This window comes from Enterobacter sp. WCHEn045836 (assembly GCF_003965585.1).
Lineage (GTDB): Bacteria > Pseudomonadota > Gammaproteobacteria > Enterobacterales > Enterobacteriaceae > Enterobacter > Enterobacter dissolvens.
This window is the reverse complement of record NZ_RXPT01000008.1, coordinates 223124-248026: the sequence shown is the minus strand read 5'-3', so window position 1 is coordinate 248026 and position 24903 is coordinate 223124. Positions and strand designations below refer to the sequence as shown.

33 protein-coding genes and 1 pseudogene are annotated in these 24903 nt (G+C 52.1%); all 34 read right to left on the bottom strand.

Going from position 1 to position 24903, the window contains the following annotated elements; genetic code table 11:
• Positions 1–765, bottom strand: a pseudogene (locus EKN38_RS13130) (hypothetical protein); the annotation flags it as partial.
• A 90-nt stretch (positions 766–855) separates the two neighbouring features.
• Positions 856–1716 carry a DUF2612 domain-containing protein gene (locus EKN38_RS13125; protein ID WP_126522218.1) on the bottom strand — a complete coding sequence of 287 codons (861 nt, stop codon included), beginning with the start codon at positions 1714–1716 and terminating at the stop codon, positions 856–858.
• Positions 1709–2914 (bottom strand): baseplate J/gp47 family protein, encoded by a 1206-nt coding sequence (locus EKN38_RS13120; RefSeq protein WP_126522215.1) that lies wholly within the window; start codon positions 2912–2914, stop codon positions 1709–1711. The genes EKN38_RS13125 and EKN38_RS13120 overlap by 8 nt, the downstream gene beginning before the upstream one ends.
• Positions 2914–3261, bottom strand: a complete 348-nt coding sequence (locus EKN38_RS13115) for a hypothetical protein (protein WP_126522213.1) — start codon at positions 3259–3261, stop codon at positions 2914–2916. The genes EKN38_RS13120 and EKN38_RS13115 overlap by 1 nt, the downstream gene beginning before the upstream one ends.
• A 14-nt stretch (positions 3262–3275) precedes the next feature.
• A complete protein-coding gene (locus tag EKN38_RS13110; protein ID WP_260480557.1) occupies positions 3276–3932 on the bottom strand; it encodes a Gp138 family membrane-puncturing spike protein in 657 nt (218 codons plus the stop codon).
• On the bottom strand, positions 3881–4774 hold the full coding sequence (locus EKN38_RS13105; protein WP_126522209.1) for a hypothetical protein: 894 nt from the start codon (positions 4772–4774) through the stop codon (positions 3881–3883). The genes EKN38_RS13110 and EKN38_RS13105 overlap by 52 nt, the downstream gene beginning before the upstream one ends.
• Positions 4767–5054: a phage baseplate plug protein gene (locus EKN38_RS13100; RefSeq protein ID WP_126522207.1), complete on the bottom strand. Its 288-nt coding sequence runs from the start codon at positions 5052–5054 to the stop codon at positions 4767–4769. Before EKN38_RS13100 ends, EKN38_RS13105 begins: the two co-directional genes overlap by 8 nt.
• Positions 5051–5716 (bottom strand): phage baseplate protein, encoded by a 666-nt coding sequence (locus EKN38_RS13095; protein WP_126522205.1) that lies wholly within the window; start codon positions 5714–5716, stop codon positions 5051–5053. The genes EKN38_RS13100 and EKN38_RS13095 overlap by 4 nt, the downstream gene beginning before the upstream one ends.
• On the bottom strand, positions 5716–7320 hold the full coding sequence (locus EKN38_RS13090; RefSeq protein ID WP_126522203.1) for a glycoside hydrolase family 104 protein: 1605 nt from the start codon (positions 7318–7320) through the stop codon (positions 5716–5718). The genes EKN38_RS13095 and EKN38_RS13090 overlap by 1 nt, the downstream gene beginning before the upstream one ends.
• A 5-nt stretch (positions 7321–7325) precedes the next feature.
• On the bottom strand, positions 7326–7556 hold the full coding sequence (locus EKN38_RS13085; RefSeq protein WP_126522201.1) for a hypothetical protein: 231 nt from the start codon (positions 7554–7556) through the stop codon (positions 7326–7328).
• 206 nt (positions 7557–7762) lie between these two features.
• Positions 7763–8188 carry a hypothetical protein gene (locus EKN38_RS13075; RefSeq protein WP_185812848.1) on the bottom strand — a complete coding sequence of 142 codons (426 nt, stop codon included), beginning with the start codon at positions 8186–8188 and terminating at the stop codon, positions 7763–7765.
• 282 nt (positions 8189–8470) lie between these two features.
• Positions 8471–8872, bottom strand: coding sequence for a hypothetical protein (locus tag EKN38_RS13070; protein ID WP_126522197.1), 402 nt, complete (start codon positions 8870–8872; stop codon positions 8471–8473).
• A 23-nt stretch (positions 8873–8895) separates the two neighbouring features.
• A complete protein-coding gene (locus EKN38_RS13065; protein ID WP_126522195.1) occupies positions 8896–9159 on the bottom strand; it encodes a hypothetical protein in 264 nt (87 codons plus the stop codon).
• A complete protein-coding gene (locus EKN38_RS13060) occupies positions 9159–9557 on the bottom strand; it encodes a hypothetical protein (RefSeq protein WP_260480556.1) in 399 nt (132 codons plus the stop codon). Before EKN38_RS13060 ends, EKN38_RS13065 begins: the two co-directional genes overlap by 1 nt.
• Positions 9558–9569: 12 nt before the next feature.
• Positions 9570–10826: a DUF3383 family protein gene (locus EKN38_RS13055; protein ID WP_126522191.1), complete on the bottom strand. Its 1257-nt coding sequence runs from the start codon at positions 10824–10826 to the stop codon at positions 9570–9572.
• Between the two features lie 6 nt (positions 10827–10832).
• Positions 10833–11372, bottom strand: a complete 540-nt coding sequence (locus tag EKN38_RS13050) for an LIC_12616 family protein (RefSeq protein ID WP_126522188.1) — start codon at positions 11370–11372, stop codon at positions 10833–10835.
• Positions 11369–11788, bottom strand: coding sequence for a hypothetical protein (locus tag EKN38_RS13045; protein WP_126522186.1), 420 nt, complete (start codon positions 11786–11788; stop codon positions 11369–11371). The genes EKN38_RS13050 and EKN38_RS13045 overlap by 4 nt, the downstream gene beginning before the upstream one ends.
• Before the next feature lie 2 nt (positions 11789–11790).
• The gene (locus EKN38_RS13040; protein WP_126522185.1) at positions 11791–12378 is read right to left on the bottom strand and encodes a hypothetical protein; all 588 of its coding nucleotides are present in this window, start codon (positions 12376–12378) and stop codon (positions 11791–11793) included.
• Positions 12375–12842, bottom strand: coding sequence for a DUF4054 domain-containing protein (locus EKN38_RS13035; RefSeq protein WP_260480555.1), 468 nt, complete (start codon positions 12840–12842; stop codon positions 12375–12377). The genes EKN38_RS13040 and EKN38_RS13035 overlap by 4 nt, the downstream gene beginning before the upstream one ends.
• Before the next feature lie 42 nt (positions 12843–12884).
• Complete coding sequence (locus tag EKN38_RS13030; RefSeq protein ID WP_126522183.1) at positions 12885–13193, bottom strand: hypothetical protein; 309 nt, start codon at positions 13191–13193, stop codon at positions 12885–12887.
• Between the two features lie 3 nt (positions 13194–13196).
• Positions 13197–14159, bottom strand: coding sequence for a major capsid family protein (locus EKN38_RS13025; protein WP_126522181.1), 963 nt, complete (start codon positions 14157–14159; stop codon positions 13197–13199).
• A gap of 24 nt (positions 14160–14183) precedes the next feature.
• Positions 14184–14717, bottom strand: a complete 534-nt coding sequence (locus EKN38_RS13020; protein WP_126522179.1) for a hypothetical protein — start codon at positions 14715–14717, stop codon at positions 14184–14186.
• Positions 14717–15904 (bottom strand): DUF2213 domain-containing protein, encoded by a 1188-nt coding sequence (locus EKN38_RS13015; protein WP_126522177.1) that lies wholly within the window; start codon positions 15902–15904, stop codon positions 14717–14719. The genes EKN38_RS13020 and EKN38_RS13015 overlap by 1 nt, the downstream gene beginning before the upstream one ends.
• An 18-nt stretch (positions 15905–15922) precedes the next feature.
• Positions 15923–16639, bottom strand: coding sequence for a phage head morphogenesis protein (locus EKN38_RS13010; RefSeq protein ID WP_409449468.1), 717 nt, complete (start codon positions 16637–16639; stop codon positions 15923–15925).
• Between the two features lie 88 nt (positions 16640–16727).
• Positions 16728–18149 (bottom strand): DUF1073 domain-containing protein, encoded by a 1422-nt coding sequence (locus EKN38_RS13005; RefSeq protein ID WP_126522175.1) that lies wholly within the window; start codon positions 18147–18149, stop codon positions 16728–16730.
• A gap of 4 nt (positions 18150–18153) precedes the next feature.
• The gene (gene terL, locus EKN38_RS13000; protein ID WP_126522173.1) at positions 18154–19797 is read right to left on the bottom strand and encodes a phage terminase large subunit; all 1644 of its coding nucleotides are present in this window, start codon (positions 19795–19797) and stop codon (positions 18154–18156) included.
• Positions 19794–20837 (bottom strand): terminase small subunit, encoded by a 1044-nt coding sequence (locus tag EKN38_RS12995; protein WP_126522171.1) that lies wholly within the window; start codon positions 20835–20837, stop codon positions 19794–19796. Before EKN38_RS12995 ends, terL begins: the two co-directional genes overlap by 4 nt.
• Positions 20837–21094 carry a hypothetical protein gene (locus EKN38_RS12990; RefSeq protein ID WP_126522169.1) on the bottom strand — a complete coding sequence of 86 codons (258 nt, stop codon included), beginning with the start codon at positions 21092–21094 and terminating at the stop codon, positions 20837–20839. The genes EKN38_RS12995 and EKN38_RS12990 overlap by 1 nt, the downstream gene beginning before the upstream one ends.
• The gene (locus EKN38_RS12985; protein WP_126522167.1) at positions 21091–21957 is read right to left on the bottom strand and encodes a hypothetical protein; all 867 of its coding nucleotides are present in this window, start codon (positions 21955–21957) and stop codon (positions 21091–21093) included. The genes EKN38_RS12990 and EKN38_RS12985 overlap by 4 nt, the downstream gene beginning before the upstream one ends.
• Positions 21950–22735 carry a ParB/Srx family N-terminal domain-containing protein gene (locus tag EKN38_RS12980; protein WP_126522165.1) on the bottom strand — a complete coding sequence of 262 codons (786 nt, stop codon included), beginning with the start codon at positions 22733–22735 and terminating at the stop codon, positions 21950–21952. The genes EKN38_RS12985 and EKN38_RS12980 overlap by 8 nt, the downstream gene beginning before the upstream one ends.
• A 123-nt stretch (positions 22736–22858) precedes the next feature.
• Complete coding sequence (locus EKN38_RS12975; RefSeq protein ID WP_126522163.1) at positions 22859–23077, bottom strand: hypothetical protein; 219 nt, start codon at positions 23075–23077, stop codon at positions 22859–22861.
• Entirely contained in the window at positions 23064–23252 is a 189-nt protein-coding gene (locus tag EKN38_RS26230; protein WP_126522161.1) for a hypothetical protein, read from the bottom strand. The genes EKN38_RS12975 and EKN38_RS26230 overlap by 14 nt, the downstream gene beginning before the upstream one ends.
• A gap of 3 nt (positions 23253–23255) precedes the next feature.
• Positions 23256–23744, bottom strand: coding sequence for a TIGR02594 family protein (locus tag EKN38_RS12965; RefSeq protein ID WP_126522222.1), 489 nt, complete (start codon positions 23742–23744; stop codon positions 23256–23258).
• Positions 23731–24075 (bottom strand): phage holin family protein, encoded by a 345-nt coding sequence (locus EKN38_RS12960; protein ID WP_126522159.1) that lies wholly within the window; start codon positions 24073–24075, stop codon positions 23731–23733. Before EKN38_RS12960 ends, EKN38_RS12965 begins: the two co-directional genes overlap by 14 nt.
• Positions 24076–24903 lie beyond the last annotated feature (828 nt).

Below are 24903 nucleotides of genomic sequence, written 5' to 3'. Positions count from 1 at the left end.
GGCCTTAACGGTAGTGGAAGACGCTTCGGTACCAACGGAAACGCCATGATTGCCGGTGCCGCGGGCATTACGCCCCACCACGGTTGCCACAACGTCCGCAGCGGCCCCCATGCCAATGGCAATCGAACCGCTGCGGTTGTCGCCGTCATCAATAATCGGTAAACCCTGGTGCGCGGCACCGTGTCCGATAAAAATGGTGCCGTCGTATTCGGATGCCGGGGTGGTTACCTCCCCTTCCACTGGCCTGATAAGCACCATCGGCGCGGCGTCGCCTGGCTCACCGGGTTCCCCCTTCAGGGATGCGAGAAAATTCGCCTCGGAACCCACGTTTCCCGCCTCCAGCCAGGACTGATACGCAGAACGGCCATTTTCTCCCTGTTCTCCATCATTCCCATCATTCCCGTCAGCCCCCGGCGCCCCCTGGAGAGACGCAAGAAACTCCTGTTCACTGCCTTCATTGCCCTGCGCCAGCCAGATTTCATAGGCGCTCTGTCCGTTGCTTCCGGCCTCTCCATCCTTTCCGTCCTGGCCGTCCTCGCCCTGAAGCCATTCAAGAAAATCAGCTTCGGTTCCTTCGTAACCTTCATCCAGCCAGACTTCATACGCGCTGGCTCCCTCTTCACCTTCCGGGATCAGTTCCCGCACCTGCTCCAGCGAAGCCTTGCGCGTCTCGCCGTCCTGCACCACCGGGAAAACCTCACCTGCAAGCAGGCGGGTGGCCTCCGGAAGGTCGGAAATTTTGACGCCCTCATCAGTAAGTCGCACCCTTCTTTGACGACGTACAGACGTGGCTGAACCTCCCGACCGCACCCTGCGCTCAGGCATTTTTGTATTTGTCATAATGACTCCGTTACTTCAGGAAACTGAAAGCGGTTCTGACCCGAGTTCAAGAACGTTGCAGGTGGGTAAGACGAGCATCACGCGGGCAACAATGACAGAAGGAACCGGAAGACCACCGATGGCGAACCGGCCCTGGCTGTCCGTGACCACATAGCGCACCGTCTGGTTGCCGTTGGCGTGAGTAATAATGATGGCAACGTCCTGGTCGGCGACATCAACATCATCAATGATGATTTTTCCCGCCACCACGTTTTTACGCCTGACCAGTTTTATCGAGCCGTAGTAATGCACCGGAGGCGTGCCATCGCCGTACCAGAACGGCGCGTTGCCGAAATTGCTGAAATGCGGCCCGAAACCAAATGGCTTACGTTTTATCACGCGATGTTTTCGCATGCCGACACCCTGGGGACGGGGTATCAGATCATATTCCTCAACCAGTTTCTGTACGGCGATGCTGACGGTGTCCTCTTTCCACACCAGGCGCATCGTCATGTCCTGACCGTCAAGGACAGTCGTACTGACATCGAGAATGTAATCCGCAGCGGCTTTCACATCGTCAATCGTGGCAATGCCGTTATTTTTGCAGATTTTGGCCTTAATCATTTTGCGGTACAGGACATCATCCACTTCGGCCACTTCACAACCCGGCACGAACTTTCCCACTGGCCGTTTCCGATACCCCGCTATGCGGCCACAAATATTGAGCTGCTCCCCCTCCGCATTATCGATGTCCAGAATGTTGCGAACCTTCGCCACCTGCTCCACGATTCTGCCCTGAGCCACATCCGGAAGAGACATAATCCATTCGATAAGTTTCGGGGCATTTTTGTATTGCCAGTAAATCCGGCTTTTCGCCTTGTCGCTGAACTCAGACATAATTGACCGCTATATTCTCCACGCTGAACACACCCAGCTGATTAAACTTCACCGGAATAACCCCCTGATTCACCTCGCTGGGTTCGGTACCGAGAGCAATGTTACTCACGTAATCATCAGCTCCGACAAAGTAGTTCGACGGCGTATAGAGCCGTCCCGCGGCCAGCGCTTCGCCAATACGAAAACCCTGCTTCGCAAACCCCGTGGTTTCGTCAAAGCCGACCAGCGTGTAATCCACAATGGCCTCTTTAATCTTCTGTTTATCGTCCTCCCCCAGCGTGCTGGTTTTGATATCAACCTGGACATAAATCGCCACGTACTCGGGCCGGTAGAACGTGATGTTCACGGGCTGGCCTTTCGGCGTAAACGTGTCCACGCTGATTTTGTTGGGGAACGTGTTGTAGCGGTTCAGGCCGCAGCCCGGATTTTTATGTGTGGCCATCGCCAGAACGATATCGTCAGTCTCGCCCCCGTCGATAAATATCGCCATCGAGTGCCCGTACACGCCGTGCTCGTCGGGCTCGCTTTCTTCATTCTCATGAACCAGGGTCTGCTTAACGCCCGTCACGTTATCCAGCGCGGCTTTGATGTTGTCGATCTGATTATTTCCCGGCAGCGCGACGGAATAGTTACGTCGCACCCGAAAGGCGTTATCGCTCTCCTCTGCCTTTCCCAGGCTGGCGCCCTGCGTGTTTTTCACTGCGCGTATGCGTGGCACAGGGGAAGCGATGATGGTCAGCGTGCCGGGATTGGCTCCCTCCGGCCCTGCAGTTGTGCAGGTGACGCTGACCGACGCTTTCCCGCCCGTGTCGGTGATGACAGTCGCGTCAGTCGCCCAGAGGGTTCCGGTGAGACGGTGGCGCACCGTCACCCCGGCCGGTATTTCGATCAGCCCGTCACCCTCAAACTCAACCACATCTGTGGAAAAACTCTCCGGCTGGCGCTGTAAACCTGCAAACGCCGCAATGCGGTCGAGCTGTTGCCCCTGTGCCGCGTTCGGGTCAGCGGCGTGATAAGCGTTAATCACCTCTTCATCGAGGTTAGCCAGCAATTCACACCAGACAGCAATCGCCAGCCCATCAGGCGTTTCCGGGTCGATATTCCAGCCGCTGTCGATGCCGAGATACTTCTCTGTGACGAGGTCTTTATATTCCTGGAGTGTTGTTCCTGTTGCCCCGTCTTTTGTGATTTCAGCCATTACAGATCCTTTTCATACAGGAATTCGAACTGTTCGTTGTTGATATCCGTCAGCGTGGTCCTGATGGTGAATTTGCGTTTTCTGGTGTCGCTGTCCATATCGAATGTGTTAATCGCCATGACGCCCCTCGTGGAAAGAATGCGCTGTTTGATGTTGGCCTCGGCGATATCGCGTGAGGACTTCCCGAGGATGCTCTGAAACCACGGCGTACCGTCGGTGGCATCGAGAAAATACTCCCCCAGAAAAAGACGAAGCCTGCAAATGCAGGCCTGTCGGGTTTCTTCTTTTCCGGTAACGAAGTGCTCGCCACTTGTCACGATATCGCCGCCTGAAAAATTGCGGATCATGGTTTTCTCCTGAATTATTCCGGCTCTTTCGTCTTACTACCGCCTGGCTCAACCCCTCCATGTTTATGCGTTGAGCCGATATTCTTCCCGTTGTGTTTAAGCCCCTCAGACGACAGGGAAAGTGTCTGCCCTCCGACACTGAGGTTTATCCCGTCATCGGCGAGATGTAGCCGCACGGAGCCGCTGGCGTTGCTCATGCCAATACCTTCTGTCGGCAGTCCAGAAATACAGGTGGCGCGGGAGCGGTAACCCGGTGCAAAAAAAGCATCGGTCGCATCAAACATGCGGGCATCCAGAGGGCGCACAGGCCCGCCCTGCTCGAGCCAGTAATCTACGGAACGCTGCGAAAAGTGGATTAAACCTTCAGTCCCTGCCGGCAGCTCATGGAACACTATCCAGTCGGCGGTACCGGAAAACTGTACCGGCACATGCTGGACTTCAGGGAGGGTGTTAAATACTCCCCCTCCTTCATGCCGCTGAATGCCTATTTCCACAATCGCACGCTGAAGGTCTGGATCATATCCCGTAACTTTTCCGGGTAAGCAGAACATCAGATCCCACATGAGCTGTGACCGCAACTGCATTACCATCGTTAGAAATGGATTGGAGTCCTTCAAAATCAGTTCCCCCGCCATAAACAAATGGCTGTTGTTTTCCAGGTATTCCCCCACAAAGTCCCTTCATGGGTTGTTCTGAGAATGGTGAACTTCCCTGTACGCCGCTGTTTTCCAGCCAGGTCCTGTAGATCAGAAAAATAGGCGAGACTGAAATTCAGAGTCCAGAAGCGGGAGGTGACGTTCATTACATCTGCGGGCTGCAGTTGATAATTCAGTTTTACATCCACTTCCAGAGAACTCGCATACCAGCGCGGTGCGCCTTCCATACCGTTTAACGCTGATATGTCATGCTCCACCCACTCACGCGCAGCACCTTCGCGTATGATGAGCGTGCGGGTCGGCGTATGAAGCCACCAGAAACGGAAGAATTGTTTCAGCTCGTCCAGCAAGACGCGGCATAGCTTGCCTCCGGCATTACGCCCCCTGATAAGAACGGGGAGATCCGAAAAATCACCGACAAATTCAACAGGAGCCCCTAGCCCTTCAGCAATATCCCGGATTACATCCTTATAGGGCGTGTTATCCCCCCATGTTTTGTAGGAGGATGCATCCCACTCCGTTGATGTTGCCGTACAGTAGAGTTTTATGCAGGTATTTACTCCATCCTTCGCAACCTGAACATTGTTGATACGTCCCGTAAAAATGATGCCAATATCCTCACCATATCCGGCTTTCAGGGTAATAGTTCCATAACTGTTTTTCTTATCATCCCGCAGCTGTATCAGTTCACGCGCACGGGAAGAAATACCGTAAACAGTAATACCCGCTGTTGCATTGACATGTTGAGGAAAATTATCAACGAGAAAGCGGGTTTCGATGGGTGGCGCATAGGTTAGTTTTTCCCCGCTGGTAGTGGTTATCTCAAGCAGGTAGTTACGCTCAAACAATCTACTCATCAGCGATCCATTCCAGTTTGTTATTTACCCCAAGATTGCTGACGGTCGGACTGTCACCGCGCAGATATAGCGCCCCGATATCAGTATTCAGCCCAGCCAGCAAATTCACGTCAGGGTGAAGCGCTCGCCCTAATACCACGGGGTTACCATTTTCAAGAATATCCACGCAAAAGTATTCAAACCGTGTGAGCCAGCGGAGCCTGAACACCAGGTAATGCGATCCGAGCTGGATACGGAAACGCTGGAATGCATAACCGCTGGAAAGAGGAATGACGATCATGCAACCTCCACAAACTCAGTAACAACCTCCCCGCCAGCGAATTCAGCCTGTCCTTGCGTGGTAACACTGTCACCCCAGGGTAAATTGGCGTTTGTCTCTGCTACGGTATCGTGAATAATGGTCAACTGCTGAATTTCCACGACAATGATCAACCCGCCTTCGCTTTCCTTATCGGTCTCGGTCCGGGTATTAGTGATGAGACAATTTCGGTAAGACGCCCCTTTGCTGGCGATGAGGTCGAAGGTTTCATGACTGCGTTGAATTGTGCGCAGCTGATCAAGCAAGCTCTGCGACCGCGTTGTTCCCTGGCTGTTCTGGAAAACCGCAAGCCCCACACTGGCGGCAATACCAGAAAGCGCCGCCGTCCGCCCCGATAACAGTGATACGGCCATACCAGCCGTAAGTCCCCCGCCTATGTCGACCAGCGGTTGAGCCAGTTCTTCCTGTTGAGCAATCAGGCCGCGAAACCAGTTATCCGATATTCCGATTTCCATTGTGATATTCAGCGCGCGGGTGACGGCGTTGTCCTGAGCGGTTTCAGCTGTTTCAAGTGGGAAATCACTCACGTCAGTACGCAATTCGGTACTTTCCCTCAGCAGGGCATCGAAATAGAGGTTCCCAATCCGCGGCCTGTTTCGTGTAAACAGTCCTGTTATAGCCATCAGAATTTATCCGTTGATAGATGGGCCACAGCTTGTTGTGTGGCCTCAGAGACTCGACCAAAGACGATATCGCCAATTTCATCACCATTGGTGCCATTAGCATTAACCACAATATTGTTATTTGTAGTGATGGTAGGGGAACCGCCACGACCAGACATTTCACTGGATCTTGGAATGGTGTTTGCTGTCGCGTTATATCCCGAGAGGGCATTCTGACCGGCAGAAGAGTTCAACCCTGTCCACACCGGACGAAGGGCTTTGGCTGCCTCCTTAAAATTACCATTACGGATGTTTTCTGCCTGCCCTGCGCGTCGGGCCAGCCATAAAGCTACCTTATCCTGATTCTCAGGAGAGAAATCCATCGGGCCAAGTGCCCTGACAGCATCATCCCATGACTGCGCCGTGATTTGATAACGTCCGGCAGCAGAGGTGCGGGTACCATTGTGATTAAAATACTGGCGCGGGTGATCCGAGAAATCAGCAAATTGCCCCCCACCGAAAAGTGTGTTGTATCCCTTGTTCGCGTATTTATCCGTTCCTTCCGCCTTAGAAATAAGATCGAGAAACTCTCTGCCATTCTTATCTGGCGTCTGGTCTGTTGCCGCATCAAACATGGAGGGATAAACATTCATTGCGCTATTTAAATAACTTGATGTATAGCCTGAAAGTGTTCCGCTCACGGCAGCGTTATTGGCAGCAATAGGTTTTCCTGTGTCAGCAAAAATACCTTTTAACCACCCTCTAAACTGTTTTCCGTACTCCTCTGCTGGTTTCATCAGCCAGTCGTGCCACTCCCCTGTGGCTGCGAGATCAAACCAGTCGCGGTTGTTTCTGTAAAACTTATTGGAGGTATCAAGAAGGTCATTCAGGTTTTTCAGTAATGGACCGCCTACAGCCTTACTTAAATCGTCAAAATTGAGTTTAAGCAATGCCAGTTGCTCCTGGAATTCTTGCGAAGAATCAATCAAATCATTGCTGGGCTGGCGGTAACTTTTAACAAACTCCGCCATTGCCTTCTGAAGCCCAGATGACCCTCCCTCCAACAGACGTATAAGCGGTGAATTCTCGTCCCCACCAACACTATCGCGTATCCATCGCATTTGATCGCTGTTCATTTGCTCGTAGGAACCCGCAAGATAATTGATTGCATCAATTCCCGACAAGTTGCGAAAATGTTCTGGATCAAAAATCCCACCCCAATATGCTTTTTCCGGAATCCGCCCTTCTTGTACATCCTGTTGCAGAGCTGTAATCTTTTGAACAATACCGAAAGCGTTATCAGCCCCCGCCCCCACTCTATCCAGTGCAAATCTAAGAAGGTCTATTTGAGAAATTGAGAACTTAGTATTTTTTGATAACCGAACCAGTTCATTTGTTGTCGTTGCCACACCACGTGTTAATGCATCAAAAGATGCAGCAACACCTGCCATTGTTCCCAACTGTAAGGCTGCGGACTTTAACCCTTTAAGTGAGTCCATTCCCGCACTGAAGGTTTTTTTGTCGACATCAAGCCCTAAGGATACAAGCAAGCTATCAATAACTTCTGTATTACCCTGTGCCATAATTACCTCATAAAAAACCCGCATATTAAGCGGGTTCATCATTACTGTTACTGTGTAGCAGCCTTATAGATGCCGTAACCGATACAAATACAGATCATTATTACTGCCCTTTTAACAAATAGATCATAGGATATGGGCTCGTCTGTTTTACCGATAGCTACAATTACTCCATCAATTTTTGCTATCAAAAAACCAATAACAGCACCCGCTAAAACTCCGACCGGCCCATGTGTCATAGCACCGACAAGCGCACATACTAATATTGTTATATAAAACATACCGTTCCCTTTCATTAAGTAAAAAAAGGATAATAAACGGTAAGCATGTGCGGGCGATTCAGAATGGTCACATTATTTTTCCGATTTTGCTTTATCGGCAGCATCTATTAAGTCGTCCATAGCATCATGCATCATCTGGACTTCTTCAATCGAATAGGTGCCGTCTGTCATGTCAGACCATGCTGCTAATGGCGGACAGAGATTTCCTATTCCCGTGCATGGCCGCCAGAGGAACCAGTCAACTCTGGCTTCTTGTCCGTCGCTTCCGGTTCGGGGTTTGGCTCTTTCTTGCTTAATTGCCAAAAAGGGCCGATGTTCTCCTTCAGTACTTTGGCTATTAAAAGCAGGAATAAATGAGGTTCATCCTGAAAGAGGTTTTCTGAGACAGGGACTCTATCAGAGCTGCGAATTACGCTGCCTCCTGCCACCCCAAGTTTTTTAAGGCGTTCTATCAGAGGCATATCCAACGTGGCAACCACTGCCACAGCTCCCATATCGCCCATATCGTCACGAACTATTGGCAGCAAATTGTAGCGTGACGCAATATTCAACATCTCAACCTGATCACGCGCCGGAGCGGTATCACCCACATAAGTTTCGTTATCAATCTGAATTTCAATTCTACGAGCCATTTATTTACCTCATGTTGAATAAAGTTGTGCTGCTGTTCTCAGCACCCGGCATTGCCGTGCCGGGTAACTGAAAAATAAAAAAAAGGAGTTTTATGGAAATCGATACCAGAATCACCCGCGAGATACTTCTGCTGTTGCTAAACCGCCATGGAAAGGAAGCCATTTACGGTTACATCAAAACCAATGACCCCACACTGGAGAAAATAGCCGGAGATAAAAAGTTGATGATGACGCATCTTCTGTGGTTGCAGAGGCAGGGATACATCGGTCTGATTGAAGAGCTTATTCCCCTTGGGGAGCAAGGAGCCTCGCACGTTGTTCTGATGGACTCTGGTTTGAAGATAGCACGCTCCCTGAAGGAGTAAGCTTTTCAACACGATATTCATTCTTTAAATAACAGTCCTGGATCTCAACATCCATGGCTGCGCGGGCATCCCATAGCAAATCACTTTCATGCACGATGTCGGGTGCCTTTTCCGATTCAGGTCTAATTTCCGCAAGCTGGAAAAGTGTGACGCCCTCCACCTTAAACCCATTCCCTGCATGAAGACCAGTAAATCGCCCCCAACCGAGCCCGTGCCCCAGTTTCAGCCAAAAATCCTCCTGCATGTCGGCATAGAGCATGATCCCCGTATGGTACATGACCGCACTTTGTAATTTTACAGCCGGGTAGTTCTGAGTCATTTTCGTTCCTTTTTTATCTTTTCTTATCGATTAACATTTAGCAGGCTGGCCACCACGTCATTAAAATTTTGTCCAAAATCGACGGTTTGTTTTAACTCCAGTACCCCATCTTTCCCTTCCTGTGCAGAGCATTGAGTAAAAACAAAATCCTTTATAAGCCGATCTGTCGCTATGCCCCGGGCCTGATGCAATACGCCATGCTCGTCCAACAGCAGATTCAGATAGGCGATTTTCTTTTCCAGACGAGATGTATCCAGCACGATGTGAATACCAGTACCCTTACCCATTATGTTTCCTCGCTGTCTGCAAACTCAAAGGTGAACGTTTCATCGCTGGCGCTCTGTTTACCGCCACGCGTCAGACTCCCGCGCTGCGTCAGCACCCCGTCAAAGGCCGAAACAGTTTCGTCCGTACCGCGCTGCCGGAAGGTGAAAAAGAAATCCACGCCTGACTTCTCAATAGCGATCAGCTGGCGAACCTGGTCACATCCCGGCATCAGGCTGACGGTCAGTCGCTTGGGCCGTGTCGGCCCGTCCAGACGAACCGATGTTTTACCTATCCCGCGCTTGAGCGTGGCACGCGGATCGATATCCTCAATCGTAATCGGCGGGTCACTGTCCCCGAACTCGTCAATCGGCAGCCCGTTAATGGTCAAATCGGCGTGGCTGGCGCCGTAGTTTTTCATTGTCACAGTCCATTACTCCACAGTTACATTCAGTTCGGCGATATGCCCCGCACGCGCCAGGATGACGAGAATTTTTGTCGGCGGGAATTCACGCTTTTTGCGCTGGGCCGGGGTCAGCTTCAGCACATCTTCAGGCACAGAAAGCACGATGTAGCCAAATTTGGCGGTTTTCTCAGCCCCTGTGACCTCATCGACATACATCCCTTCTCCCAGCACCCCGTTGTTATAAAAACGCTTGAGGGTGTCATTCAGCACGTTCAGAAGACCCGCGTAGCCTTTCGGGGTCAGCGGGCGTTTGGTACCAACGTTGGCGATATGGTTGTAACCATCCACCTGCAGGTGATTCTTCAGCACATCGATGTTGATCACGTCATCAATGAACTCACCGTAGGAGGACATCGATACGCTGTTGATGACGCGGCTGGTATCTTTCTGACCTGCCAGCTCAATGGGTGTGAAGAACACCGCTTTTTTCGCCTTCAGCGCGTTGTAGTGGCGGGTTTTCAGCTCATCACCATCCACGCCTGGTAACACCTGATATTCCGCCGTGATAGCCGTATTGAGGCCGTTAGGACGGAATTTAGCGAAGGTGGCCGCAACCTGAACCATCGTGTGAGCCTGTGACGGGTCAGGCTCCACGGCCTCAGGTGCCCGCCAGCCGACCAGCATGTGACGGTTACCCTTTTTCGCCAGGCGGGAAACAATGTCGTCGGTCACGGCCTGGTCGATGGTTTCGGCAGACGTGCTGGTATACCAGACCGGATGCCCGGTGTTGTCGCTCCAGTCGCTCAGTACCAGCAGGTTTTCTTCTGTGAAATCTGCTGTTTTAAAGAAGTAGTTGTAACGCCAGGCCGCTTCGTTCGCCTTATTCACCGTCTCGATAAGATTTTCATCTTCTGGTTTCTTCATCCAGACGGAGAGTGACGGCGGTCGGGGGATCTGCGCAAAAAAGCGGGTGGCGATAAGGTAAATATCCGAGTCGATGGAAAAGTCCTCGCCTACTTCGGTGACGCCGGAATAATCCCGGAAGGTATCAACGGGGAAAGTCTCGCCACGGGCCGTTTTCGGCACGGACTCGGGAAGGAGGCTTTTGCCGGACTGCGTTTTAATTCTCTTCTTTTTCTCCGTCAGGATGCCCGGTTCAAGCGGAGGCGGTCGCAAATCGGCGGCATCCGCGAAGACAAAAGCAGACGTAAAATCGGCATAGCCCAGCCCTGCCGCGCCGATAATCACATTGACCGGAATAATGTTATCTACTGAGTACGCCATCAGGCCTTACCCCTCTATGAAATGTTCGATCGAGAAGCCAGCGGCGCGTAACACTTTGCCGCTGACCTCGTGTTCTACAAAAAGATGAATGTCGGCCTGCCAGCGCGGCTGGATACCCGACTGAAAATGAGTGCTGAGGTTGCGGGGATTACTGACGTAACGAAAACCCAGCTTGTTGAGAAACAGAAAATCACTGACATGTGAGCGGAAATTCGCGTTATGCAGCATCATCGCTGCCTGCGATGCCCCCTCATTGAAGAAGTTCACCGACAGCATCATTTCCATCGATGAGGCGGTGATTTCTTCCAGATCCTGCCAGTTTTCGCCAAGGGACTCGTCATACTCTTCCAGTGCATCAGTGTACTCAAGGCGCTGTGAAGGTTGCCCGTAGGCCCGTATCGGCAGCGGGTTGTAGGTGGCATACAATCCCGCCCCCTTTGGCGGTGCCCTTCCCTGGTCTGCGAGGATGATTCGTTTCGAGGTCACTCCGGTGCAGATGGTGACCAGCTCCTGAAGCAGGCTGTGCAGCTCGCTGATTTCTTTCATGCGCCAGTCTCCCGGATGACCTGCACAACGGCGCGGCAGAAACTGCGCCACGGGCGGTTGTCAGCCGTCATCACCCGCCAGCGGCGCATCGTGACGCCGTCACTGAATTCCAGCTGGTCGGTATACTCCCCGCTCTCGTCCGGCATCAGGTAGGTTTTGCCGTCGTTAATATGCACCGTCCGGAAATCACTGATAACCGCGACGCCGCCCTCACCAGCCAGCAGAGTGACTTCCCGCCACCGGGCAGGCTGGATATTCACCCGTTTCAGCTCCTCCCGTTCCGTTTCTGATTCCTGCCACGTTCCGCCAGGGCCGCTGTAGTCCCCATCAGTGCGGATTAACCAGATACCTCCTTTGAGTTTCGACCTGAACGTCGAATCCACATGACCGCGCATGTCCAGCCCGTTTCCGTACATTTTCAGTCCTCCACAACGTGCGTGATGGCGTTTTTCAGATGACCTGTATGAATCAGCGGTGTGGCAGAGCCTTTACGTCTCACCGTTGACCGCGCGTTAGGAGGCGCAATTCCGGTTTCAATCGCCTCCTTGCAGTAGCCCGCCGCACGGGCTCCCATCTGATCCAGCATCTGAAACGCCGAAATTTCTCCCCGCGAGACCATACCAGCCAGGGAGGAAAATCCTTTTTTGATGTTGTCCACGTTCTGGCGAAGTGGGACACGCAGAAAGGAACGCTCGGGAATGACAATTTTATGTGGGCCCGTCACCCCAAGTTGCATGACGCCTTTCCCTGAGGGCAAAAACCTGACGTTTCCGGCTCGTGCATCCTCTTCCGTTGCATACCCGTAGCTGGTCCCTCCCGGATGATTGATTTCGCCACCAAACTCATGAGTAGCGCCGATAACCGCTATCGGTGTGCCATCCTCATAAACACCGCTCCCTGCCGGCAGGCCAATCAGCACCCGTTTTTTACTGGTCAGGCGGTCCTGTATTTCCTTCAGCTTTTTCGCCAGCTTTTCCCCGCCGCGAACTTCGGTATTGATTTTCATACAATGGCTGGCCCCGCACTTGCGCGACGACGAAGCCGCAGAAACTCAACACCATGCTGGGTCATGGGTAAATCACCGTCCCTCACCAGGTCATCGGTACTCACCGAAGGCACAGCAAAGGACGTGGATTCATCCCCGACGCTTTTTGATGACACCGCATAAAGCGCCCCCGCATCCTCCTCTTCCTCTGAGCGCTTCCACATCAGCAGACGGTGCGCCGCAAAGTAATACATGCCCTTAGCCTTAATGGAGGCAGGTTTTGCCCGGTACCGTCCCCAGCGTGGCCCCGTCTCTGCATCAGCCTCTTCCAGCGCCCGGATTACCATGTCATCCGGCCACAGGTCAGCGTTTGCAAAGGCGGGGATATACGCGCGGAAGTCGGCCACAATCTGCGCGGTAATCTTCACAGAATTGCGGCCGGGTCGGGGCATGACGGCGTGGGGAACAAAAAACTGATTAAACATCGGTATTACTCCCAATAAAAAACCCACCGTCAGGGGTGGGTTTTAGTCTGCGCCGTCACGCCATTTTTCAATTTCCTGCCGGAGTTTCGCCTTACCCGCATTTTTATGTGGGGGCTTGCCGAAAATGTTCTCGAATTGCTGGCGCAGCGTCTCCAGTTCTTCATCCGCCTCCCCGGTATGGGCTGATGCAACTTTTGCCTCGGCGACCTCCAGACGATTATTCTTCACCCAGGGGTGATCGCTGAAATCACCCGCAACGGGTTTTCCCTGACCCGGTTGAAGAGTGATACGGCGACCGCCGTCATCGACCACCACAATAGGGGATTTAGTCCAGTTGATAAGAGTCTGCATGTCTTACACTCCGTCGATGTAATGGAGCGCACCCGGTACGCGGATTTCGGTACCGCCCGTACGCATGATGGCAGGCACTTTAAAGTGAACGTTGTCCGTCGTTGCCGGAGCCAGGAACTGCAGCGGCATGGTGTCATGGCCTTTCACCACCTCCATATCCCTGCAGTACACCACCAGGCGATCGTCATCCAGCGGCGTTTCTTCCGGCTGGCCCTGATCGTCCTTCACGTCAGTCGACAGCATGATGTCATCCGTGAACGTCATGTCGCGGAAGTTCTCCTGCAGGAACATCAGCAGCGTGTAGTTTGAGGCGTTGTGCGTGGAGAGCATGGTACGCATCAGGAGCTGCATCTGTTCCGGTGGCAGGACAAAATCTGTCGGGCGAAACACCGTATTGGTGTTGGTCAGGTAGACCTGGTTGTAGGCATGGCCGAAGAAATCAATAATCGGCTGGGTCCCTTTTTCAGGGATAGCGGCGACTAAATCCTTCAGGGTGGTCTTTGCCAGCTCGCGGGTGACGTTTTTGCTGGTATACAGACCTTCCCCCACAAGACGGCCCCACAGATAAATCTTGTTCAGGCCACGCTCGGTGACATCACGAACGGCGGTAGCCTTACGGGCGTCCAGAGGTTCGCCGTAAAGCTGTGCCCGCCCGATCTCCTCCAGGGTGTAGGTGTAGCCCAGCGCGGCGGTTTTGATCTGATGGTGGCCCACCCCCATCGCAATATCTACGGTCGGCACGTCCGTGGAGTTTGGCCCCAGCAGCTGCAACTCACCGCGGGCATCTGTGGTCTGAAACGCCACAACATCTGTCCAGTCTGGTGCTGAGGCATCCAGCGGGACCAGCTTGTCATATTTATACTGAGGGTATTTTTTCTCGTACACCTTTGCTTCGAGGTGTGCCGCCTGCTGCATCAGAAAACCCAGTGCAGCGGTTGGGGACGTATCAAAAACTTTATGTGGCATTTTATTATCCTTCAAAAAAATTGATTACTGACCAGTACCGCCGCCGGTATCGCTTGTCCCGGCTGTCAGGAGGCCATGAGCGCGAAACTCCCCGATTTTCCCGGCCTCAACGGCTTCCACCCATTTCACCAGGTTCAGCTCCACGCCGTTACCGCCCGCGGTCAGGCGGCCGAGGTTTTCCTCGTCATCGACAATCACCTCCACCACGTCACCCGCTTCCGCGCCGTCGACATACAGGGCGAACATCGCGCCGTCCTCCATGACCGAAGCGACATCGTTCAGGCGGTAACCGCTGGCATAAATGCCCTCGTTATTCGGCGGTGTCGGGCTGGCCTGCGCCATGCTGCGAACCGTAAAGCCGATGATGTCAGCCGCGACGGCTTCCGCTGTCACGGGCGCACAGGAGCGTCGACCCACCCCACGGATCACCGCGCGACCAAACGGAATAAAATCTTCTTCCACCAGGCGGGAAACAATCTTGCTGGTTTCGATAGTGGAGACCTGGCCTTCATAGCCCTGTCCGTTAAACATGCCGAATGAATCCTGAGCAATAGCCATTATTTTTTGTCCTCTGGTTTGCGACCGTAACGCTGGTCAAGGAAGGTGTTACGCGCAGCAATGCGTTGCTGGCTGGCATCGCCCGTGTTGCGGCGAAGAGAGTTATTCAGGTCGTTCGCGAACCGACGATGTGAATCGTTGGTATTTTTCTCCCCTTTTTCATCACCAGGTTCGTCCTCTTCCTCCTGACGGTCCACCTCGGCGTCGAACCAGGCGTTGACATAGGCATCCGGCGCTTTATCCCAGGTGCCGTATTTTTTGCTTTTGATACCCGCGGCATCGAGCGCCTGGCGTTTGATGGTCATCGGATCCATTGAGTCGCAGCTGAATTTTGTACCGGCCACAAGGCGGGCTCCATTCATGGCGTCGACGACCTGATCCACCCGGCGCTGAATGGCCGCGTCGCTGGTCTCCTCCTTCAGCTTGTCGATCTCTTTGTCCTTCTGTTCTTTTTCTGCCTCAAGCGTTTCATTGTCATCACGCAGCTGGAGGATAATTTTCTCGCTGTCGGTGACCTTTTTCGTCAGGCTGTCGAACGTGGTCTGAATAAGCGTGGCGGTGGCCTGATCTGCCACTTCCACTTTTGCGCCGCTATCGAGGGTGATTTGTGGCATGGGTTGGTTCTCCTTTGGTTTTTGTGAATCAAACAGTCGTGCAAGATGACCCGCTCTGGCGGTGTCACACAGCGCGATGTGGTTTATACGAATGTCAGTCTGAATAAATTCATAAGGTGTGCCGCAAGGGGCAATGCCAGGTTGCGCCAGGTATTCAGCGCTGTATCCGGCAGACAATTCAGCGGTGCCTTTATTGACGGCATCTATCGCTCCCTGATCTTTAATCAGGTGATCAACAACAACGTACTCACCGAATTTGCGACCAGCCGAGGTGGCATGTCCGACAGAAACCTCTTTGTAGGTTGTCGAACCGACAAATTTATCAGGGTGCTGAAGGGTGATATCTGAATTGTCGTAACTGGCAAGGCTCTCCGGTTTAAAAACTTCCTCCGGGGGGCGATAGACGTTTACTAACTCGTTCGGTGGCCTGTCCGTTAATCCCAGCTCCTGCGCGGTGTACTGCTGTACGCCCGTACGCGCCACCCTTCCGGGTACCGAGAGATATCCGTTATCAAGGATTTTTCGCTGGGAATCGACGCGGAAAGACAGCCGATCCGTTACCGTGATCCGCATGTTTTTTCCTGTAGTGGTTTATTGGTAATCCAGCCCCTGTATCTGGGGAATGGCACTGCACCTGCAGTGTATGTGACAACGTCCGGGGTAAAGCCCGGTTTCCCCGTTATACATCGCACCGCGTGACCAGAGATAAACGCCGGGGCCATAGCCCACGTCATTTCTGGCAATGTAAAAACATTTTATTTTTGCCCGAGGATATTTCCCTGCGGGGTTGCCCGATACCCTGGCATCCTTCGAATCAGACCAGCGGAACCGGTTGATACCGGCTGAGGTTTGCCGCCTGCGGTTAATGTCGCTGGTGACCTTCAGCGTCTGGTCACGCGCTATCAGCGCCGCCCTGCGGTATGTCGCCCCAGTGACCGACTGCAGGTTACGCGTCAGGGTGGTGATGCTGTCACCCCGCAGAATGGAGTCCATCACCTGCCGCTGGATATTATTAAAATAATCAGAGGTCAGGGACCGTATCAGGGCGACGTTTTCCTCTACCGCAGCGTCGAAAAAATCACCGAGACTCTCACGGTTCATTAACCCCTGAATATCCACGCCGAGCGCCCTGTTTATCTGCTCCACAAACGCGGCTGACGTTTCTGATTCCGCCAGGCTTATGACCCGCTGAGCCAGCCTGTTCTCCTGACCGTGAAGGGCATCGGAATAGAAGCGCTCTGCGGCATGGTTTAACGCGGCTTTAATCAGGTCGGTAAGGTAACTGTCTGCGGTATAACTTCGCTTCAGGACGGGGATTAGCGTTTCCTGTACGCTTCGGGCCATCAGGCCAATCATTGCCCTTAACTGGCCGTTGTAGAACTTTTCCAGATCGCCGTTAATCGTCAGCGGCTGGATCGGTCGGCGGCGTGTCGTCTGCTCCTGGATCCGTTTTCTCAGTTTCTCCGAGGCTGAAACGGAATTCCCCTGCAGCTTCAGCTCGCTCATCCTCTTCAACTCGTTTAAGGAACTTATCGTCAATAACATACTGACCACTCTCTTTGAGTTTCCGGACAATAGCCGAGCGCGGAACCACTTTTTGCTGAAGGCGCAGATCATCAGTCTGGGCTTCAGCCAGGTTGCGGTCTTTCACTTCGGTGTCGGTCGGGATATCGAGGGGATTAAATTCATAATCCGTATCATCAGGCATTTCGCCTAGGGTGGAGCGAATTAATACCTCGTCAATCTGGTTCAGGAATTTCCGGTATTTCATTTCCTGATCGCCGCGTATGCGGTTGTAGTAGTTGCGGGTGTCTCCCTCGCCGGAGTCGCCTAATCCCTTCGACTGCACGCCGAATAAACGCGTCATGGGCTGTTTGGCGGCCCCTGCCGTCCATTCCATCAGTACGGAAAGGATCTCCCCCAGCCCACCGAAGGAAATCGGCTTGCGGTCGAATGTTTCATCGGAATCCATCAGGGCCAGTCTGTGTATGGATTTCAGCATGCCAAAATTGATAAACCGGTTTATCAGCTCCTGATCCATATCGTCGGAGCTCAGGTCGGTACCCAGATTTTTACGGGTGATAACGTCCACGTTGGCTTCCAGGATAAGCGAAGCAATGCCCGATTTCGCCGCGACTGAATCCTTTAAATCCTCGACACAACGTCTCAGTAAACTGTCATCCCAGCCGCTGTTAAGCAGACGCAGACGAGGTGGCAAAGGGGCACCCGGAGCCTGAATAAAGTGACTGTGGTGCACATGCTGTGTGCCGCCGTTAATGCGGTACGTTTCCGCCCGCATGTAGTTTTCGGAGGTGGGGTCAGAATAGTTGTAGGCTGACGGTGAAATCATCGTGCGGTCGAGATGCACAAGACGCTTAAGCGATCCTTTTTTGATTTTTTGCAGCTCTAACGGCTTGCCCAGGTCCTGATCGGTAATCAGCAGGACACCCGCTCCGCCGTACACCCCTGACCAGGTAAACGCCCCCTGGGTTATATCCTGCAGCCCGAAAAGTTTTTCGGCTTCATGGATTTTCTCAGCCTCTTTCCCCATGAACGTCCGCCACTCTCGCGTGGCATCCTCCACAGGGTGATCGACAACGGCTCTCGCTATCCAGTTATCGAAGTAAGCGGCCTCCATTTCCAGATAGTCGTTAAGCTGGGTAATGGTGAAGCGGTTGTAGGAACGGCGGTCGCGCGTCGTCCCCATTCCCGTAATGACGTTAGAAAGCCCGTCGAAAGTCGTAATGACTGAGCCATCATTCGTCAGCTTAAAGTGAGGTTTTTTCCCTCGTTTTTTATCAGCAGTGTTTTCCGCCATAGTGCTAGTTCCATCCTCCATAGCCCGCAGACAGGCCGGAAATCAGTTCAATATCGATGGCATCCATAAAGGTATCCAGCATGTCATCGTTCGCGTGGCTGTCGTCTGCTGAGAAATCAGCACATTCCGCCAGTGCCGGTAATACCCAGTCCGTTGTTGCCGCTATGGTTCCGTCGCTGTACCTGACGTAATCAATACGTGATCCGTCCTCCCGCATAAGAGCAGGAACAAAAACTTTTCCGGTTTTTATTTGGGGGATGACGTTCAGACAGCGAACCAGTTTGTTTTGCCCCGCGCCTCGCGGGATTTCCAGCAGCGGAATACTCTTACGTTTCTTCAGCGTGGTGATGAGCCCTTGCCCCGCCTGTTTATCCTCAATGCCCATATGACGTACACGGGAAGACTGGCGCACACTGGTTGGTCGCCATTTATCCCAAAGGGTTATCGCCTGTTTGAGCAGGTCTTCCGGATCCCATCGACCACGAACGCTGTCGATGATGTAGAGATTTCTGGCCTTATCCACGCCCACCAGCGAGAAAACCGTGTAATCGTTGTAGTCCTCCACCTTGCCGGAGTTCGTATCAACGTAGATAGCACGGTGAGTTAACGGGGGAAGCGTTTCATACCGTGCGAACCAGTTCGTATCAATTAACCCGCCTGACAGCGCCCGTGGATTCTGCATGTACTGAGAGAGAAACGTGTATTCGTCACTCTCCCACAGTTTCAGCAGGTCGCCGATATACTCATTTTCGGGCCAGTAAGACCAGTAACGAACCCCACCGACAACAACGCTCTCGCTGTGCTTTACATCCTTCCAGCAGAGCGTTCGCCAGGGCTCGGGCAGTTCATCAATAAACTGCTCACTCACCAGCGCCGGAATAGCCAGGTGATGGAAATCCACCCCCATTCCACCGGATAACATAAAGCCCGTCGCATCGTTCAGATGCAGGCGCTGCTGTATGGAGACGAAAGGCGTTGGGTGGTGCTGAGATTTATCACCCCGTCGTGAACGGATGGTGTTCACCAGACGACGGTTAGCAGCCTCACGTAGCGAGGCAGAAAACATGTCATCAGGTTTGTTGTAGTCATCAAGAAGAACAAAACCGGAGAATTCAGGGCCAGCGTACCCGCCACGCCCCCCGGTTAGCTGCCCGCCACTTGAGCGTGACACCGTCTGCCCAATGGTGCGGCCTTTCTCATTGATGATGTCCCATTCTTCCGCCTGGTTGGTACCAAAGCGACACGGCCATAATTCCTGATATTCCCGGCTGGCAATAATGTCTCTCGTTCTGCGACTGTTACGCTTAACGAGTGAATCAGCGAAGGAGATATTCAGGTTGCGGAAGCGGTTAAGTTTTTCCGTCTGTACCAGCATGTTGATGTATGCCGGAAGATGTATTGAGAAAAACTCGGTTTTGGTACCACCAGGAGGAATGTTAACAATCAGATTACCGGGCGTGAGCTGCCCCGCAATCAGTTCATCTATTTTCGACGCCATCATGCGATGGTGCCAGTTGACCATCATCCGCTGGCCGCCCAGCAACTCAAACCACAAACGGGTGAAGTTCAGGAACGTTTTTTCGGATTTGGATTTCAGGGCAACACGCGAAGGAAAATCGATATCTTCCCACTCAAGTATTTTCATCAGTCCAGATCCTTAAATTCATCCTCCAGACGCGCTTCGGCCTCTCGGTAATCTTCAGGGCTGTATTCTGACGCCCCGCGCTTCTCGTCTTTTCCACCTAGAGGATTTTTTCTGGCCTCAATTATTTTCAGGAGATCCCGACGCGCTGCCTCCTGGTTTGCCATGCGAACTTCTAACCCGTTCTGTGTCTGCTTAATCCCTGCATACAGCCAGCGAGCTTCACCTTCCAGCTGAGAGGTATCAGCGACGTGGAATTGCCCCTCTCCCTCTCCATTACACTTAGGGCAATCCTCATTGGGGAAACCTGTCTCCACGAATCCCAGGCCGCCGTATTCAGGTTCCTCTTTTCCATCGTTGCTGGCCTTCTCTGCCGCCTTGTCGAATTCCTCGATATCCCGCCACTGATAAAGATGACGCTCACCCCAGCAGTGCCGGCAGTTAACGCGACGATACTGAACGAGTTCATTCGGGTTAGCACTGGCAATAGAAGAAAGCTGGTGAATGATTTCGTCTTCGGTAAGAGAAAGACGTTGCTGGCGCTTATCGCGAAGAAAACTTACTGCGCGAAAAACCTTAGGATTTCTTAGGAGCTGGCTGGCTGTGACATATGCCGCTGAACCTTCTCCTTTGTAACCAGCAATCCGATATGCATCGATAATTTTTTTACCCAAGGCGATGCATTCGGCAAAAATCCCCCGTTGCTCTGAAAGCCCGAAATCCGCGGGGTTGAAGCTAAGAATAAAATCCTCAGAATTATTTTTTTCTGTGGGCAATATTGAAACCCGTTCATCAGGCTTCTCGCTGGATTTTCCACTTTCCACTTTCCGTTTTTCCACTTTCTTAGTTCCCATTTTTTTAGTGGAAACTTTTTTTGTGGAAACCTTCTCCGTGGAAACTTTTTTCTTTCCCTTTACCCAGCCTTCATCCCTGACTTTGTTGTTTATCGCGGTATGACTGATGTCGTACTTTTCCGCTAACTTACGGGCTGATACTCCATCAGTTTCATACTCGCGTCTGATGGCCCACCAGTCCGTTTCGTTCATCAGTCACCGCCCTGTTCTTTCTCCCGCCTCAGTAATTCGTGGTAAGCGCGCGCATCACCGCTTTTAGCTTTCCGGTATAAGGCGGCTCTTATCTGTGCCTCTCCCTTTGCCCTGCCTTTGCGTATGGCCTCACGGAAACGAGATATCTCGTTGTGCTGTTTCTTCAGCTCCGGAAGGTTGATATCCAGTACATCGGCAATTTGTTGTTCACTCATCCTGCATGCGGCCAGCGACTCAACTTCGGCATAAGGGATCATTTTCCACTCCCGATTTTTTCAGGAGCGGATTTTTTATGTTTCTCGTGGAGGATTTTTACTGCGGCGTTGTTCCAGCTCACCTGATGATGGATCCGCTTATGGGTTGAGCCCATCAGGGAAATTTTCACGCAGGACGGCGCGAACATCACCGAGTAAAAACTTTTGACATAAGTACCGGATGCCAGATACAGCTCTGTCATACCACCGTCACTTTTCTGCGTTTGCTGCTGAAGCAATTGCACAGCGCCGATAGTCATAAATAACTCGCCCCTGCGTCCAAGTGTCGCGTAGGTGCTCACGTCCTCGTTTATTCGTCCCATGAATGCAAATGACCTTTCTACAGAGCAAATGAAACTATTCATCGCCTTGCGCTTCAGCCAAGCCGCATTGTCTGAGTCTCCGAGGAAGTCGCCCCCTTGCGCCATAGCAATGGTGGTCGCTGGTATGCTGATGTAGTAGTCCAGCATGGCGCTGAGAACATCATCCAGGTTATCGATCAGCCTGTAGGTGCGATCCAGATTCTTATCAACGCGAAACTGAAATTCCTTATAGTCATCATCGAACTGGATAAAGTATTTACAGCCCACCAGTCGCGCCAGCTCAAAACAGGCGTTACGGGCATAAAATATTGAGCGTCGATCCCCGAAGTTATCCGCTTCATCAAACCGACTGGCGATTTCCTCTTTCGAAAAGATAAGCACCTGATCCCCGAATTTCTCCAGGTACTGCTCCCGGGTTTTATCTTCATCGTCGATAACGATAAAAATCTTCCCCGTATAACCTGAACGTTTAAGCAGATTGTACGTGTAAACTTTTTCCGGCCGTCCGTTGGTCAGGATGAACGCACAGAAATCTTCACGCATTTTCGCCCTCTTCGCTGTACACGATATCGACCATTTTTTTAGTCAGGTGAACAAAACCGTTCGCTATTGCCTTCTCATAGTCGATGATCACCAACGCAGATTCTTCAAACAAAGCCTGAACCTCTGCGCCTGCACTGGCGTAGTAATCTGCTATTTTGTTGAAGTTAAAGACCGTGTGACGCTCCGCTGCGCTCAACAGGAATTTCTCCACATCAGCAGGTAAGCCAGCCTTTTTAATCCGTGACTGTAACTCCGTTGTTTTCTCCTCGTCGTACAGCTCCCCGACCTCAGGAACAATGTCTGACGGCTCGTAAACAGGTGAGTCAATTTTGGTGGTGTACGGGTCGTCATCGCCCCCTGGCGGCTCGATGACCACCAGCAGATCGTCAATCTCCTGTTGAGTGAAACCCGTCAGGGAAAGATTAAAATCCGCATCCAGCAAATCAGTTACTTCAAGCTTCAGCAGATCACTATCCCAGCCAGCGTTTAGCGGCAGTCTGTTATCGGCTAGCCGGTACGCACGTTTCTGCTCGTCCGTCAGGCCCGTCAGCTTTATCGTCGGCACCGAGACAATGCCGATGACCTCAGCGGCCAGAACGCGACCGTGACCAGCGATGATCTCGCCGTTCTCGTCAATCAATACGGGATTCGTCCAGCCAAATTCCTCTATGCTGGCAACCAGCTGCGCGACCTGCTCACCGCTATGGGTTCGGGCGTTTCGCGCATATGGCGTTAGTTCCTTTAACGGGCGATATATGATCTTCAGCTTATCGTTCATATAGCTCCGTTCTCATAAGATGAAAGCCGCTGGCGGTCGTGCGCAGTGTGCGCGGCAGGAAACCACCAGCAGCTTTTTAGGACAAACATTATCAAAGCCCCTCACGAGGAGCTTCTGTAATGCTTATTCCAGCTGAAGCACACCATGCTCCGGCGATTCGGAATAGGCAATCAGCCCTGTATATTCAGGAATGAATGAATCATCATCCGCGACAAATTCAGGGATAGTGGTATGGGTGATGCAGTACTTCGGCTGACCATCTTCTCGGGCAAATCTTGCCAGTTCCTGAATTTGTTCAGCGGTCAGCATCAGCCCAGTTAAACCGTTTTTATTTTCGGTCATCACAATGTTCCTTAATTTTATGAATGATGTCGCAGACTTCAGCAGCAACACCGAGCCAGTCACGCGCCTTTTCAAGCGTGACGCACCCCACCAGTAAAAAAGGCACCAGTATTGCTACCAGTGCCCACTCAGAACCCCATCGCGGCCGTTTGTGTGTCCATTGCTCCCGTCGCATTATTCAGGCCTCGTTCGTGGACATGTCGGCATTACCTGACGGCAACGGAATATTTGGCTTTTGATATCCCTCAGGCCAGCGATACCCCGTCACACGGTCAGTGCTGAATGCCCTGATATTCACCGCATCACTCTGGTTTCCACCAAGCACCAGCAAATTACCGGAATCGGTTTTCCCAACGACAAAGCCAACATGCCCGCCACCGGAACGGGAAAAAACGACGACACAGCCATAAATCGGCTTATCGAGCTTTTCACCCCATTCAAGGTAAGAGCGAGCGCCCTCAAAACGTGTGGACCTTATTCCGGTACGCTCCAGCATGGAACCCGCGAAAGCGGCACACCACGGGGTTTCATCGTCTTTGATGCCGCTGCGTCGGATATCACGCCACATCTGCAGAATTTCAGGCGCATGCTCTGGACCAGGAATTTCGCGGAGACCTATAAATTTCCGGGCCTCTGCAATCCAGGGAAGTTCTTCATTCTTTTCCATCATTGATACCTTTTTTGGAGGCAAAGAGAGTGACAGCGGCGTTAATCAGGGAGCGGCAACGGTCAACACCCGCACCACCCACAGCCGTGCCAATAACAAATGACCAGTCCGTGTCTGCAACACCCAGCTGGTCAAACAGGCTCACTACTGCCAGGGCCACGAAGGCGCAAATAAGCCCGGCATTTAACGAACGTTTCCAGCCCTCTCCGTCCCACAGCGACATAAGTAACGCGATGAAGAAAGCAGAGATAGCCCCCTGAATAACCAGCCTGTTCTCGTGGATAAAATGAAGTACGACGCCCCAGCCGCCAGGCGGGGTAAAATTTTGCATAGTGTTTTCCCCCGAATGACGGGCATAAAAAAACCGCCATAAAAAGGCGGTTTGGTAGTCCTGAAAAATACAGGATATGTAAATTACATTCGGCTGAGCACTGACGGAGGTCCAGTAGGGAAGGATTCAGGATATTAATATTCCGCCAGTGCTCATGCGAATGCGCTTTCCGGTCACTCCGGGCTATCCCTTCATCGCAGACCGGAAAGCTTAAATTCGGAAAAAAAGAAACCCCGCCCAAGGGAGGGGCCCGCAATGGAATGGTGTATTACTATCGTTATGTCTAGAAGATAACAGCGAGAGCTCGCTTTCCCTCGCTGGTAACAGGCATTCTATGGATTTGAAGCCTGTTGTAAATAAAACCCAACGATTTTTAAGATTATTAAACAGATTATATTCGACTGGATACTACCCGTTCTCTAAGCATGCCCCTTGAGGAACACTACGGGCAGCATCCATGCGAATACACTCTCTGGGCATTCTGGGGTATGAAGCTAAGAGGATGGGTCAGTGTTTAAGATTACCATCATAAAAAAGAAGCCCTGGAAAACAGGGCAGATAAACAGGTATCTGGAAAAAATATATACAATAAAGCAAACATCAGCACCTTCATACAGGCAGGACGGATTGTAACCAACTGCGTTACCAGATGAAGCAAAAGCAGCTATTTTTCAGAACATTAACGCAGAACCATTGTGCCGAGTCGGCGTTGGGAACATAAAAGATTACATTCGGCTGAGTGCTGGCGGGGCGTTTATCTGAAAGAAAAAAGCCCAAGCAGTTAAAGTTTGGGCTTCGCATCAGCGGTACTCTGTGAATCAAAAAGTA

Bases quoted from the DNA above. Each gene is read 5' to 3' on its own strand.
- EKN38_RS12965 (WP_126522222.1), bottom strand. From the start codon at position 23,744: ATGGAAAAGAATGAAGAACTTCCCTGGATTGCAGAGGCCCGGAAATTT.
- EKN38_RS13050 (WP_126522188.1), bottom strand. From the start codon at position 11,372: ATGAAAGAAATCAGCGAGCTGCACAGCCTGCTTCAGGAGCTGGTCACC.
- EKN38_RS13115 (WP_126522213.1), bottom strand. From the start codon at position 3,261: ATGATCCGCAATTTTTCAGGCGGCGATATCGTGACAAGTGGCGAGCAC.
- EKN38_RS13125 (WP_126522218.1), bottom strand. From the start codon at position 1,716: ATGTCTGAGTTCAGCGACAAGGCGAAAAGCCGGATTTACTGGCAATAC.
- EKN38_RS13095 (WP_126522205.1), bottom strand. From the start codon at position 5,716: ATGGCTATAACAGGACTGTTTACACGAAACAGGCCGCGGATTGGGAAC.
- EKN38_RS13030 (WP_126522183.1), bottom strand. From the start codon at position 13,193: ATGCAGACTCTTATCAACTGGACTAAATCCCCTATTGTGGTGGTCGAT.
- EKN38_RS12960 (WP_126522159.1), bottom strand. From the start codon at position 24,075: ATGCAAAATTTTACCCCGCCTGGCGGCTGGGGCGTCGTACTTCATTTT.
- EKN38_RS13100 (WP_126522207.1), bottom strand. From the start codon at position 5,054: ATGATCGTCATTCCTCTTTCCAGCGGTTATGCATTCCAGCGTTTCCGT.
- EKN38_RS12985 (WP_126522167.1), bottom strand. From the start codon at position 21,957: ATGCGTGAAGATTTCTGTGCGTTCATCCTGACCAACGGACGGCCGGAA.
- EKN38_RS13020 (WP_126522179.1), bottom strand. From the start codon at position 14,717: ATGGCTATTGCTCAGGATTCATTCGGCATGTTTAACGGACAGGGCTAT.
- EKN38_RS12975 (WP_126522163.1), bottom strand. From the start codon at position 23,077: ATGACCGAAAATAAAAACGGTTTAACTGGGCTGATGCTGACCGCTGAA.
- EKN38_RS13005 (WP_126522175.1), bottom strand. From the start codon at position 18,149: ATGGCGGAAAACACTGCTGATAAAAAACGAGGGAAAAAACCTCACTTT.
- EKN38_RS13090 (WP_126522203.1), bottom strand. From the start codon at position 7,320: ATGATGAACCCGCTTAATATGCGGGTTTTTTATGAGGTAATTATGGCA.
- EKN38_RS13040 (WP_126522185.1), bottom strand. From the start codon at position 12,378: ATGAAAATCAATACCGAAGTTCGCGGCGGGGAAAAGCTGGCGAAAAAG.
- EKN38_RS13035 (WP_260480555.1), bottom strand. From the start codon at position 12,842: ATGTTTAATCAGTTTTTTGTTCCCCACGCCGTCATGCCCCGACCCGGC.
- EKN38_RS13120 (WP_126522215.1), bottom strand. From the start codon at position 2,914: ATGGCTGAAATCACAAAAGACGGGGCAACAGGAACAACACTCCAGGAA.
- EKN38_RS13060 (WP_260480556.1), bottom strand. From the start codon at position 9,557: ATGAAAAACTACGGCGCCAGCCACGCCGATTTGACCATTAACGGGCTG.
- EKN38_RS13055 (WP_126522191.1), bottom strand. From the start codon at position 10,826: ATGGCGTACTCAGTAGATAACATTATTCCGGTCAATGTGATTATCGGC.
- EKN38_RS13085 (WP_126522201.1), bottom strand. From the start codon at position 7,556: ATGTTTTATATAACAATATTAGTATGTGCGCTTGTCGGTGCTATGACA.
- EKN38_RS13105 (WP_126522209.1), bottom strand. From the start codon at position 4,774: ATGAGTAGATTGTTTGAGCGTAACTACCTGCTTGAGATAACCACTACC.
- EKN38_RS12980 (WP_126522165.1), bottom strand. From the start codon at position 22,735: ATGAACGATAAGCTGAAGATCATATATCGCCCGTTAAAGGAACTAACG.
- EKN38_RS12995 (WP_126522171.1), bottom strand. From the start codon at position 20,837: ATGAACGAAACGGACTGGTGGGCCATCAGACGCGAGTATGAAACTGAT.
- EKN38_RS13025 (WP_126522181.1), bottom strand. From the start codon at position 14,159: ATGCCACATAAAGTTTTTGATACGTCCCCAACCGCTGCACTGGGTTTT.
- EKN38_RS12990 (WP_126522169.1), bottom strand. From the start codon at position 21,094: ATGATCCCTTATGCCGAAGTTGAGTCGCTGGCCGCATGCAGGATGAGT.
- EKN38_RS13015 (WP_126522177.1), bottom strand. From the start codon at position 15,904: ATGCGGATCACGGTAACGGATCGGCTGTCTTTCCGCGTCGATTCCCAG.
- EKN38_RS13065 (WP_126522195.1), bottom strand. From the start codon at position 9,159: ATGGGTAAGGGTACTGGTATTCACATCGTGCTGGATACATCTCGTCTG.
- EKN38_RS13070 (WP_126522197.1), bottom strand. From the start codon at position 8,872: ATGACTCAGAACTACCCGGCTGTAAAATTACAAAGTGCGGTCATGTAC.
- EKN38_RS13045 (WP_126522186.1), bottom strand. From the start codon at position 11,788: ATGTACGGAAACGGGCTGGACATGCGCGGTCATGTGGATTCGACGTTC.
- EKN38_RS13075 (WP_185812848.1), bottom strand. From the start codon at position 8,188: ATGGCTCGTAGAATTGAAATTCAGATTGATAACGAAACTTATGTGGGT.
- EKN38_RS26230 (WP_126522161.1), bottom strand. From the start codon at position 23,252: ATGCGACGGGAGCAATGGACACACAAACGGCCGCGATGGGGTTCTGAG.